A 12,610-nucleotide genomic window follows, 5' to 3' on the forward strand; every position below is an offset into this window, starting at 1 on the left:
CTCGTAGCCGACGCGCGATGCTTCGAAACCGCGCGGGCGGCGGCGGGTAGCCACCGCTCGCGTGGTTCCGGGTTGAAGGCCGGAGGGGTATAAATTGCGAAGGCCGGAAGTTCGCGTCGAAGCTGAGCTTATTCGTCGTCGTCACTCGTCGTGGTTACTCGTCGTCGGACGGTGTGGTCTTGAACGAGAACTGAACTTCGCCGACATACGGCTCGGCATTCTTCTCGCACTTGTACGCCTTGCCTGCGGCAATCACGGCTTCGTTGAACACCGACGTCGGCGGCGTGACGCGCATGATCTTCACGTCGCTGACATTGCCGTCCGTACCGATCGTCAGATGCGCGATCACGTCCGCCGAAATACCGTCCGTCAATGCCTTGCGCGGAATCACCGGCTGCACCGACTGGCAATGACCGCGGCCGTCCACCACGCCATGCAGCGCGGGTGGCGCCGGCGGCGCGGCCGGTGCCGGAGCGGGTGCCGGCGCAGGTGTCGGCGACGCGACCGCCGGAGCGTTCGGAGCCGGATTCGCCGTGGGCTGGATCACCGGCTGCGGCGTCGGTCGCGGCGGCGGCGGCGTCGGGGTCGGCTTCGGTATTTCGTGCTTCGGCTGCGCTTTGGGCGGCGCCGGCGGCGGCTCCAGCTTCTTCACCTCGGGCGGCGGTGGCGGAGGCGGCGGCGCAATCTGCACGCGCATCTCCTTCGGCGGCGGCGGCGGCGGCGGCTGGAACTTCATGTGCGACACGCCCAGAATCACCAGCGCCTCGACCAGCACCGCAACGCCGATCGCCAGCTTCATGGGCATGCGACCGTGATGCGCCGGCGTCGTCGATGCCCAGAGTGCACCGTCCAGGCGGTTTTGCGGATCTTTCATGTCGATGGCCGGTGAACTCATGTCGTCGGGTTCGTGGCCAATGCAACCGAACTGATGCCCGCCGCGCGCACCAGGTCCATCACCTTGACGATATTCTTGTAGCTCGTGCCTTCGTCGCCGGCAATCGCGACATCTACTTTCTTCGAGTCGCGAACCAGACCTTGCAGACGCGCGGTCAGTTCGTCGGGCGTCACGGGCTTCGAATCCAGATAGATTTCGTCCGTCTTCGTCACCCCGATCGATACCTTGATGGTCTGCTGCAACTGCTCGGCGGTGCTCGATTGCGGCAGGTCGAGCTTGATGCCTGCGCCCTGGATCATCTTCAGCGTCGCGAGCATGAAGAACACCAGCAGGAACATCATGATGTCGATCATCGGGATGATCTCGATGCGCGCTTTCTCTTCACCGCCGAGGTAATGGCTGCGATGGTTTCGCATGGTCCGTCTCCTTGAGTGCCGGCGTCAGACTGCGAAGCGCGATACGAGCAGCGACTTGATGAGGTCGAACTGGTTGACCGTCATCCGGATACGCTTGTTGAAGTAGTTCAGGAAGATCACGCAGATGATCGCGATGGTCAGGCCGCACGCGGTGGCCGTCAGCGCGTGACCGATGCCGCCCGTCACACCGTTCGGGTTCGCGGTGCCGCTGGTGCCGAGCACGTTGAACGATTCGACCATGCCGATGATCGTGCCAAGCAGACCCAGCAACGGGCCGAGCGTCACGGCCGTATCGAGAATCCACAGGTTACGGTCGAGACGCGGCAACTGGAACATGATCGTTTCCTCGATCTCGCGTTCGACCACGGCTTCGCTCTTGCCCTTCACTTTCATCGCCGACTTCACGAGTTCGCCTTGCACGGTCTGCTTGTAGTGCTCGGCCACTTTGGCGGCATCGTCGGGATTGGCTGCATCGACGAGTTTCAGGTCGTGTTCGAGGGTCTTGCCGGCACGCACGGCACGCGAGAAGAACATCAATCGTTCGATGATGATCGCGATGCCGAGCAGGAAGATGAACGCGAGGAGAGGGATCAGACCCATCGACTGGATCGAGTAGTTAATGAGGGTATTCAGCACTGCGGACTCCGGTTAGTACAGGCTCAAGCGGCCGTTGAATAACGGTAGGTTTCGAGATGCCGGCTGCCTTGTGAGTCGCCGGCTAAAGGCCCGCCACCTATGCAAAGCCCGTACCAGGTCAGGCGACCGGTTTCTCCGTAACGAACGTCGCCAGTCCTTTACACAGGACGCTTTGCCTTTTATTTCATGGACTTGCCGAGCGCGACAAAGATCTCGCATGCCCGCGGCTTGCGTGGCGCCCGCGCACGCATGTAGCAAAACAAATTTATTTTTGTAATTAGAGTAAGTCCGCTTTCCGAGACTTCTTCTGCCAAAGCCTTTAATTCCCTATTGCAGAAATGGTGCGAAAAGTTGCACTTGAAGCGTTTTGGTGCAATCTCAGAATGCCTATAGACAATTTCATTACATGCACCTTTCATATTACTGTCAATTTAGTATGACAATAGGCACCAATTGAAGACCAGCTACCACCCACAAATGCCTACACGTAGCGCGAAACAAGCTTAACGAACCACTTTCTTACACTTATTACCATTCCTTTCAACGGCACATTAATCGCCCCGAATTAGGGAATTTAATCGCCATGGACTATTTTTTATTTAATGCACCAATTCTGTAATTAAGCATTCTTACGGTGCGTAATCTGCACCAAATCGTAATTAAAATAAGCCGTCTAACTTTATTTTTTTCTAATGGAAACTTTCCGGGGTTCTGTTACGCGCGAGGAATGCCTTATTTCCAGGCACTACCCGCGCGACACAATTTTTCGTAACTCTGAATTCCTAAGCAAATCAATCGCTTCGATGCATTTGCGGAGGCCGCTCAAGGCCTTTCCGACGATCCGCGACCTCACACATGGCATATCTCGTGCTCTTGCTGCGCTCGCTTCAAGACCAAGGCGCGCGTCCGACACGATCGGCGACGCACCCTGGACGGAATGTGCGGGACGGCGCGGGGATGCGCCGGACAGCGAAGAACTCGCTGACGTCAACGCACGGCAGCGCATGCGCAACTCGCGCCTGCGTTTGCGTGATCGTTCAACGGAAGTGGCCTTAACGACAAGAAGGAGCGGAAGTGAAACAAAAGCGATTGGCCTCAGCCATCAAAAGAATCATCGGAGCCGAGCTGGTGTTGACAGCGGCGTTCGTCCCGCTGGCACACGCACAGAGCCAACCTGATACAGCGGCCGCTCCGACGGCCGCAAGCACGCCAGCGGCGACTCCCCCCGCCGTCAGCAAGCTCGAAAAAGTAGAAGTCACCGGTTCGCTGATCCGCACATCGGACAAGACCGGCAACGTCGAAGTCCAGACCGTTACAGCAAGGGATATCCAGCAAAGCGGCTACACGACCGTGGCCGACTTCCTGCGCGGCATGTCCGCCAACTCCGCGTCCAGTTGGGGTTCCACCACGATGAACGGCACGGCGCCGGGCGGCTCGGGGATCGCATTGCGCGGTCTGTCCGAGAAGTACACGCTGGTGCTGGTCGACGGCCAACGCGTCGCGAACTACGCACAGGCGGTGAACTTCACCGACACGTTCTTCGACGTCAACACGATCCCGCTGAACATCGTCGATCACATCGAAATCGTGAAAACGGGCGCCGTGTCCGCATACGGTTCCGACGCGATTGCCGGCGTGGTCAACATCATCACGAAGAAGAACTTCCAGGGTCTTGAGATCGACGGGCAGCTCGGCAAGGCACAGCATCCGGGCAACGCTCAGGGCAACTTCAGCGTGCTCGGCGGCTTCGGCGACCTGAACTCGGATCGGTTCAACGTGACGGCTGCCGCCAGCTACTATCGCGATTCCGGTTCGACGCTCGACCAGCGCGACATGACCAAGAACGAAGACTTCAGCCAGTTCCCAGGTGGGTCGGCTGGTCCTCTGGGTCCGAATCAGCAGTCATTCTGGAAACTGCCCGACGGCTCGACCGCCGCGTTGAACCCATGCCCTCCGGGCAGCACTAACGCGGCGGGCGCATCGTGCGTGTACAACAACGCGAACACGTACTCGCTTATTCCACAGACGACGCGTATGAACGCGAAGGTGCGTGGTACCTTCAAGATCAACGACGACACACAGGCTTACGCCGACCTGTGGGCGAGCCGCAACGAGACGGTCCAGTATTTCGGCAGCCCGGCCATCACCAGCACGTCGAACGTGTTCAATCCGGTGACCGGCTCGGTGTCGCAACTCAACCGCACGGTGTCGGCGCTGAATCCGTACAACCCGTACGGAGTCGATACGCCGATCAACCTGACCTTCCCGGGCATTGCGCAGCGGTCAGACACGGTATCGACGTTCTGGAAGGCCTCGACGGGCGTGAAAGGTTCGTTCACCACGCCGAAGGTCGGCGACTGGGACTGGTCGGTGGACTACGGTCATTCGCAGAGCACGGTCGACACGACGTACTCGAACATGATCAACACGGCCGCGGCTGAAAACATCCTCGGCCCGAACGGCGGCTACAACTTCGCGAACCCCGCATCGACGCCGAACGGTCTGAACGGCCTGTTCCAGAACGACTACCAGCAGGCGATCTCGAAGCTCGACAGCGTGACGGCGAAGACCTCGACCGGCAATCTGTTCAACCTGCCGGCTGGCCCGGTCGGCATCGGTTTCGGTACGGAATTCCGTCACGAAAGCTCGCTGATCCACCCGCGCACGTACTCGTCGCAAGGGATCGTCGTGCCGGCGAACGTTCAGTCCGTCGACGGCGAACGCAACATCGCGGCCGTGTATTACCAGATCGATATTCCGATCATCCACAACCTGACGTTCACGCAAGCGGGCCGCTATGACCACTATAGCGACTTCGGCGGCGCGTTCTCGCCGAACTTCGCACTGCGCTTCCAACCGGTCCAGATGCTGACGACGTACGCGTCGTACAGCCGTGGTTTCCGCGCGCCGACGCTGATCGAAAACTCGCAGGCAACCTACCTGGCTCACCAGAACCTCGTCGATCCGAACGACCCGAGCGGCGTGCCGACCAAGCACTTCACGACCGAACAGATCAACGGCAATCCGAACCTCCAACCGGAGCACACGAAGAACTACAACATCGGCTTCGAACTGTCGCCGGATGCGTCGACCGATATCGGTGCAGCGTTCTACAAGATTCATATCGACGGCGTGATCGGTACCGACGATCCGAATGCCGTGCTGGATGCCAACGACCCGTCGAGGGTCGTGCGCAATCCTGACGGCACGATCCGCTACATCGCGCAACAGTTCATCAACCTCGGCTCGCTGGATACCGACGGCTTCGACATGAACTTCCGCAAGTCGGTCGGCACGAAGTACGGCACGTTCACGCTGTCGGGCGACTGGGCGTACGTGTGGCACTTCAAGCTGAACAGCCCGGGCTCTGCAACGCAGGACTTCGCGGGTAACAACCTCGCGCTGCTGCAACCGTTCGGTGCGTCGAATCCCCGCTGGAAGGGCAACACGAGCCTGACGTGGGATTACCGCAAGATGACCACGACGCTGAGCTGGCAGTACACGGGTCCGTACACCAACGCAGTGGCAGCCGAGTTCGGCGACGGTGGCACGGGTTCGGTGGCGTCGTATAGCCAGTTCAACCTGATGATGACGTATCGCGGCTTCAAGAACTGGACGATCTATGGTGGCATCCAGAACATCTTCGACAGGGAGCCGCCGTTCGACGTGGAGTGGCAATCAACGCCGGACATCACCGGCTACGACCAGTCGCTGTACACGAATCTGGGCCGCTTCTTCCAGATCGGTGCGACCTACCGCTTCTGATCGTCGCAGCGGGCTTTATCGCAGGACCGTAGGTCTCCTCTTGCCTCTTCGTCGTTGTTGAAGAGGATTGGCGGCGGTGCCTCGCGCACCGCCGGCTTTTTTGCTTTACGGATACCACTTGAAATACGCAATGAAACCGATTCACGCCACCCAGGCGGCGTTGGCCGCGTTCGCGCTCGCCCTTCTCTCCCCCGCCCACGCCGTGACGATCCCGCCCGGCGTCACGCTCGCAGCCACCCAGGAACTCACGCGGCAAACACCCGTCGAGGCAGAATCGATCGACCCCGCGCATATCGAGTCCTGGGCCGCCAATACCATCGGCCTCGACCTGTTCGAAGGCTTGACGCGAATCGCCGCCGACGGTGCGGTCGTGGCGGGCGTGGCGGAATCGTGGAGCCGCAGCGCGCCCGATACATGGATCTTCAAGCTGCGCCACAACGCGCGCTGGAGTAACGGCGAGCCGGTCACGGCCGCCGATTTCGTCTATTCGTGGCAACGCGTGGTCGATCCGAAGACCGGCTCGAAATACACAATCCTGGTCGAGTTCGTGAAGAACGCGAAGGCGATTCTGGCGGGCAAGGCGCCGCTCTCCAGTCTCGGCGTGCGCGCGGTCAATCCGTACACGGTAGAGGTCAAGACCGAAGACCCGACCGCGTTCTTTCCGCAACTGACCGCGATGTCGACGATGGCGCCGGTGAACCGCGCGACGGTCGAGAAGTATGGCGACGAATGGACCCGTCCCGGCCACATGGTCAGCGACGGTGCGTATGCATTGAGCGACTGGCAACCGGGCAACCGTCTCGTGATGGTGAAGAACGACAAGTACTGGGATGCGAGCAAGGTCGCGATCACGAAAGTCACCTATCTGCCGATCGAAAGCGACGAAACGGCAATGCGGATGTATCAGGCCGGCCAGTTCGATTACACGTATACCATTCCGTCCGGCATCTATAACCAGGTCAGCAAGCAGTTCGGTTCCGAGCTGAAGACCGGGATGTTTATCGCCACCTACTACTACTCGCTGAACAACGCCGACCCGGCCTTCAGGGACAAGCGCGTGCGCGAGGCGCTATCGATGGTGATCGACCGCAACCTGCTGACGTCTAAACTGACCGCAAGCGGCGAGTTGCCGCTGTACGGCCTGATTGCGACAGGCACGCAAGGCGCGGCGCAATTCCAGCCCGACTGGGCCGCGTGGCCGATGGCGAAGCGCATTGAAACCGCGCGAGACCTGCTGAAACAGGCGGGCTATTCCGCTGCAAAGCCGTTGACGTTCACGCTGACATACAACACCAACGACCTGCACAAGAAGGTCGCGCTATTCACGACATCGGAATGGCGCACCAAGCTCGGCGTCAACGTGAAGCTCGAAAACGTCGAGAACCGCGTGCTGCTGAAAATGCGCCACGACGGCAAGGTGCAGGCGTCGCGCGACGGCTGGTTCGTCGACTACAACGACGCGATGTCGTTCTTCGACCTGATCCGCTGCAACAGCCTGCAGAACGACCAGCACTACTGCAATCCGAAGGTCGATGCGTTGATCGATCAGGCGAACCAGCAGATGGACGAAGCGAAGCGCACCGCGATGCTAACGCAGGCGCACGACATCGCGATGAACGACTATCCGCTGATTCCGATGTTCCAGTACTCGGCAGTGCGGCTCGTGAAATCGTATGTGGGCGGCTATTCGCCGACCAACTACGTCGATCAGCGGCAGTCGCAGGACATGTACATCATCAAGCACTGAGCGCAAGGAGCCTTGCCATGCTGGCTTATACATTGCGCCGCGCGTTATGGGCGATCCCGACGATTCTCGCCGTGATCACCGCGTGCTACCTGCTGCTGCACCTAACGCCCGGCGGCCCGTTCGATTCGGAGAAGCATCTGTCGGCGGCCGTGCTTGCCAATCTCGACGCGAAATACCACATCGATCAGCCGCTGTGGAAGCAGTATTTGCTGTACATCGACTCGCTGCTGCACGGCGATCTCGGCGCGTCGTTCCGTTACACGGACTGGTCGGTCAGCGAACTGGTGTGGAAAGCCCTACCGGTCAGCCTCGGCGTCGGCGGCATTTCGGTGCCGATCGCGCTGGTGATCGGTGTGGCGCTCGGCACGGTTGCGGCGGTGCGCCGCAATGGTGTGATCGACTACGGCGTGATGTTGCTCGGCAATCTCGGCGGTGTGGTGCCGCCATTCATTCTCGGCCCCGTGCTGGTGTGGGTCTTCGCGATCCTGATCAAGCGCGGCGAGCATGGTCTGCTGCCCGCTGGCGGTTGGGGTGATGGCGACTGGCACTACCGCGTATTGCCGATCGTACTGCTCGTGATTATCAACGTATCGACGATTGCGCGCGTGATGCGCGGCAGCATGATCGAAGTGCTGTCCGGCAATTTCATCCGGACCGCGCGCGCGAAAGGTCTGGCCGGGCGCACCATCGTCTTGCGTCATGCGCTGAAACCGGCGCTGATGCCGGTCGTATCGCTACTCGGCTCGCTGTGCATTTCGTCGATCACCGCTGCGGTCGTCACCGAATCCGTATTCGCGCTGCCCGGTCTCGGGCAACTGGTCGTGAACGGCGCGATCAATCGCGACTACACGCTGGTGCTCGGTCTGGTCGCATTGATCACGGCATTCGCGGTCCTGTTCAATCTGCTGGTCGATCTTGCTTACGCATGGCTCGATCCGCGCATCCGGTACTGACATGAAGATTCGTCGATTCAACCTGGCCGCGCGTGCGTTCGTCGCGCCGCCGGCCGATGCGGCGTCCGCAGGCGGCTGTCTGTCCGGCGGCATCGTCATGAAGACTTCGCGCGGACCGTTCGCGATTGCCGGCATGCGCTTTTTACGTAATCGCGCGGCATTTGCAAGTCTGGTGATCCTGCTGCTGATCGTCGTCGCATGCTTTGCGGGGCCGCTGTTTCTGCCCAACAATCCGGTCGACAGCGACTGGGGATCGATCAGTCTGCCGCCGTCGTGGCTCGGCATGCATCTGTTCGGTACCGACGAACTCGGTCGCGACCTGCTCGCGCGCACGCTGGTGGGCGGGCGCGTATCGCTCGAAGTCGGGTTGCTCGGCACGCTGGTGTCCGGACTGATCGGCGTCGCGTGGGGCGCGACAGCCGGCTTCATGGGCGGACGCGTCGATGCCGTTATGATGCGCGTCGTCGACGTGATGTACGCGATTCCGTACATGCTGATCGCGATCATGATGATGACGCTGTTCGGCCGCGCATTCTATCTGGTCGTGCTGACCATCAGCGCGTTTTCGTGGCTCGATATGGCGCGCGTGGTGCGCGGTCAGACGCTGTCGCTGCGTTCGCGCGAATTCGTCGACGCGGCGCGTGCGACTGGCGTCAGCACCCGCGCCATCATCGCGCGGCATATCGTGCCGAACCTGATCGGCGTGGTGGTCGTGTATGCCACGGTCACAGTGCCCTCGATCGTGCTGACGGAATCGGTGCTGTCGTTTCTCGGACTCGGCGTCCAGGAGCCGATGACGAGTTGGGGCGTGCTGATCGAAGACGGTGCCCAAAAACTCGAATCGATGCCGTGGCTGCTGCTCTGCCCTGCCGTCATGCTGTGCGTGACGCTTTATTGCGTGAACTTCGTCGGCGACGGTTTGCGCGACGCTCTCGACCCCAAGGATCATTGACATGGCGCTACTCGAAGTGAAGGACCTGAGTGTGCGCTTCACGCGCCGCGAAGGCCCGCCGGTCGATGCGGTCCAACGCGTGTCGTTTTCGCTCGACGCGGGCAGCACGCTGGGCATCGTCGGCGAATCGGGGTCGGGCAAGAGTCAGACCGTGATGGCGCTGCTCGGTCTGCTGTCGTCGAACGGCAGCGTGTCGGGCACCGCACTGTATCGTGGCGAAGACGGCGGCGATCTGCTGACGATGAACAACGCAGCGCTGAACAGGATTCGCGGCAACCGGATCGGCATGGTGTTTCAGGACCCGATGACGGCGCTCAATCCGTTTTTGACCATTGAACGGCAGATGACGGAATCGCTGCAATTGCACAAGAAGCTGTCGCGTCGCGAAGCGCGCCGGCGTGCCATCGAGGTGCTCGACACGGTGCGGATTCCCGATGCCGCACGCCGCATCGGCATGTATCCGCATGAGTTTTCCGGTGGTATGCGGCAGCGCGTGATGATTGCGATGGCGTTGCTGTCCGAACCGGAAATTTTGATTGCCGACGAACCGACTACCGCGCTCGACGTCACCGTTCAGGCGCAAATCATCGAATTGCTGCGCGAACTGAATCGCGAGCGCGGCACGGCAATCGTCCTCATCACGCACGACATGGGCGTGGTTGCCGGGTTGTGCGATACCGTGATGGTGATGTATGCAGGGCGCACGGTCGAGCAGGCAGACGCGCACGCGCTGTTCGCCGCGCCGACCCATCCGTACACGATCGGCCTGCTGAACGCGCTGCCGCGCATCACCGACGACGACGACCGCCCGTTGCAAACCATTCCGGGCAATCCGCCCTTGCCGGGGCAAATCGGCGCGGGTTGCGCGTTCGCACCGCGTTGTTCGTTTGCAGACGATACTTGCCGCACCACAGTGCCGTCGCTCGATGCGCGTAGCGATCTGGCGGGTGCATTGCGCGCGTGCCACCGTCCGGTTCCAGCCATTCTGGGGGCCGTTCGATGAACCAGCATTCCGCTTGCAACAGTACCGAACCGCTGCTGTCGGTGAACGAACTGAAGGTGCATTTCAGCGTGCCGCGCGGCAAATTACCGTGGTCTGGCAAGGCCACGCTGCGCGCTGTCGACGGCGTGTCGTTCGATGTACGGCGCGGCGAAACCGTCGGGCTGGTGGGCGAATCCGGCTGCGGCAAGTCCACGCTCGCGCGCGCGATCGTCGGTCTTGCGCCTGCGTCGGGCGGCAGCGTCAAGCTTCATGGCGTCGAAACCGTGCAAGGCGCGAAGCGCGATCTCGGCATCTTGCGGCGCGACGTGCAGATGATCTTTCAGGACCCGCTGGCGTCGCTCGATCCGCGCATGACGATCGAGCAGATCGTCGCGGAGCCGTTGATCACGCATCGGCCCGATGTCGCGCGCGCCGATGTGCGCGCTCGCGTGCTGACCATCCTCGAACGCGTCGGCCTGAATGCGCAGCATCTGCGGCGCTATCCGCATGAGTTTTCGGGCGGGCAATGTCAGCGCGTCGGAATTGCGCGCGCATTGATCAGCGAGCCGCAACTCGTGATCTGCGATGAACCGGTGTCCGCGCTCGACGTGTCGATTCAAGCGCAAATCGTTAATCTATTGCGCGACTTGCAACGCGAACTGTCGTTGTCGCTGCTGTTCGTCGCACACGATCTGGCCGTGGTGAAAGCAATCAGCCATCGCGTGATGGTGATGTATATGGGGCGCGTGATAGAGTTCGGCGAAAAACGCGCGCTGTACGCGGCACCTGCGCATCCCTATACCCGTGCATTGCTGTCGGCCGTACCGGTTCCCGACCCGACCGTCGAGCGCGCGCGACGGCATCTGCTGCTTCAAGGCGAGATTCCGTCGCCCTTGCAACCGCCGTCGGGATGCGCGTTCCGCACGCGCTGCCCCGCCGCGATCGACGCATGCGGCGATGCGCAACCGCAAGCGGTTTCCCAGCAAGGCGATGCACGGCGGGTTGCGTGCATCCGGGTTCCCGTTCCTACCGAATAGCGCCTGTTTCATGGGCGGCAGCTCAACAACCGGGACAGCGGCGAAAGCCCACGCTCGACCGGCCCGAGCTGATGGTCAGAATGCACCCGGTGCGCGTGCCCCGCACATTGCCCGTCGTGCTCAGTCCCGATGAAGTGCGTCGTCTCATCGAGGCGGCCGGCAACCTCAAGCACCAGCCTGGTGATGGGCCAACAGAAAAAAGCCCGTTCAAGTTCCCATGAACGGGCTTTCTGGCGGAGTGGACGGGACTCGAACCCGCGCCCCCGGCCTGACACGCCGTATCATATAGGCTGCGACGCCGGACTGGCATTGGCGTGTGACTCCTGAGTAACGGAACACCAGTCGCGCAATGGTATATCGATACGTATATCACGACCACATCAAGTCAAATATTTATTGAAAATCAACAACTTGTGCAACTGATGAAAATCGCCACCTGGAACGTCAACTCCCTCAAAGTCCGCCAGCAACACGTCATCGACTGGCTCGCGAGCAGCGGCACCGACGTGCTGTGCCTGCAGGAACTGAAGCTTCCCGACGAAAAATTTCCGCGCGCCGAACTCGAGGCGGTCGGCTATCGAAGCTGGTACGCGGGTCAGAAAACCTATAACGGTGTCGGCATTCTGGTGCGCGAAGGTTTGAACGTCGACGAAAGCAGCATCGTGCGCAACATCCCCGGTTTCGAGGACCCGCAGCAGCGCGTGATCGCGGCAACCATCGACGGCGTGCGCATCATCTCCGCGTATTTCCCCAACGGCCAGGCGCCCGGCACCGACAAGTTCGCGTACAAGCTGCGCTGGCTCGACGCGCTGCACGACTGGCTCGCAACCGAGATGACGCTGCATCCGAAGCTCGCCTTGCTCGGCGACTACAACATCGCGCCCGACGATCGCGACGTGCACGATCCGAAGGCATGGGAAGGTCAGAATCTGGTGTCGCCCGAGGAACGCGCCGCGTTCGTGCGGCTGATCGGCCTCGGCCTGCTCGACGCGTTCCGCCAGTTCGAGCAGCAGGAAAAAATCTATTCGTGGTGGGACTACCGGATGATGGCGTTCCGTCGCAACGCGGGACTGCGCATCGATCACATCCTGCTGTCGAAGGCATTGGCCGACATCTGCTCGGCGTGCGACATCGACAAGGTGCCGCGCAAGTGGGAGCAGCCGTCGGATCACGCGCCAGTGTTCGCGCAGCTGGGTTGATCCGGAATACAGCGACGAAACGAGGCAG

The 12,610-nt window shown here is 61.1% G+C and carries 10 protein-coding genes and 1 pseudogene; 8 read left to right on the forward strand and 3 right to left on the reverse strand.

The window, feature by feature from the left end:
* Positions 1 to 154: 154 nt before the first annotated feature.
* From OKW41_RS33670 to OKW41_RS33680, 3 genes are read right to left on the reverse strand one after another with little or no spacing between them, the layout of a single operon-like run.
* A complete protein-coding gene (locus OKW41_RS33670; RefSeq protein ID WP_429450456.1) occupies positions 155 to 895 on the reverse strand; it encodes an energy transducer TonB in 741 nt (246 codons plus the stop codon).
* On the reverse strand, positions 892 to 1,311 hold the full coding sequence (locus tag OKW41_RS33675; protein ID WP_429575293.1) for an ExbD/TolR family protein: 420 nt from the start codon (positions 1,309 to 1,311) through the stop codon (positions 892 to 894). The genes OKW41_RS33670 and OKW41_RS33675 overlap by 4 nt, the downstream gene beginning before the upstream one ends.
* Positions 1,312 to 1,335: 24 nt before the next feature.
* Positions 1,336 to 1,947: a MotA/TolQ/ExbB proton channel family protein gene (locus OKW41_RS33680; RefSeq protein ID WP_429575294.1), complete on the reverse strand. Its 612-nt coding sequence runs from the start codon at positions 1,945 to 1,947 to the stop codon at positions 1,336 to 1,338.
* Positions 1,948 to 3,021: 1,074 nt separating this feature from the next.
* On the opposite strand from OKW41_RS33680, the gene OKW41_RS33685 reads away from it, so the two are divergent.
* The 8 genes and pseudogenes from OKW41_RS33685 to xth all read left to right on the forward strand — a co-directional run bounded on the left by OKW41_RS33685 (position 3,022) and on the right by xth (position 12,582).
* Positions 3,022 to 5,712, forward strand: a complete 2,691-nt coding sequence (locus OKW41_RS33685) for a TonB-dependent receptor plug domain-containing protein (protein WP_429575295.1) — start codon at positions 3,022 to 3,024, stop codon at positions 5,710 to 5,712.
* A gap of 130 nt (positions 5,713 to 5,842) precedes the next feature.
* Positions 5,843 to 7,459: a peptide ABC transporter substrate-binding protein gene (locus OKW41_RS33690; protein WP_429575296.1), complete on the forward strand. Its 1,617-nt coding sequence runs from the start codon at positions 5,843 to 5,845 to the stop codon at positions 7,457 to 7,459.
* A gap of 17 nt (positions 7,460 to 7,476) precedes the next feature.
* A complete protein-coding gene (locus OKW41_RS33695; RefSeq protein ID WP_184022273.1) occupies positions 7,477 to 8,412 on the forward strand; it encodes an ABC transporter permease subunit in 936 nt (311 codons plus the stop codon).
* A 97-nt stretch (positions 8,413 to 8,509) separates the two neighbouring features.
* Positions 8,510 to 9,364, forward strand: a complete 855-nt coding sequence (locus OKW41_RS33700) for an ABC transporter permease (protein ID WP_429454474.1) — start codon at positions 8,510 to 8,512, stop codon at positions 9,362 to 9,364.
* Position 9,365: 1 nt separating this feature from the next.
* On the forward strand, positions 9,366 to 10,367 hold the full coding sequence (locus OKW41_RS33705) for an ABC transporter ATP-binding protein (RefSeq protein WP_429450464.1): 1,002 nt from the start codon (positions 9,366 to 9,368) through the stop codon (positions 10,365 to 10,367).
* On the forward strand, positions 10,364 to 11,383 hold the full coding sequence (locus OKW41_RS33710; protein WP_184006046.1) for an ABC transporter ATP-binding protein: 1,020 nt from the start codon (positions 10,364 to 10,366) through the stop codon (positions 11,381 to 11,383). Before OKW41_RS33705 ends, OKW41_RS33710 begins: the two co-directional genes overlap by 4 nt.
* Before the next feature lie 50 nt (positions 11,384 to 11,433).
* A pseudogene (locus OKW41_RS33715) lies at positions 11,434 to 11,559 on the forward strand (integrase); the annotation flags it as partial.
* A 246-nt stretch (positions 11,560 to 11,805) separates the two neighbouring features.
* Positions 11,806 to 12,582: an exodeoxyribonuclease III gene (xth, locus tag OKW41_RS33720; RefSeq protein WP_090800854.1), complete on the forward strand. Its 777-nt coding sequence runs from the start codon at positions 11,806 to 11,808 to the stop codon at positions 12,580 to 12,582.
* The last annotated feature ends 28 nt before the right edge of the window (positions 12,583 to 12,610 follow it).

Source organism: Paraburkholderia sp. UCT70 (genome assembly GCF_050434085.1).
GTDB lineage: Bacteria > Pseudomonadota > Gammaproteobacteria > Burkholderiales > Burkholderiaceae > Paraburkholderia > Paraburkholderia tuberum.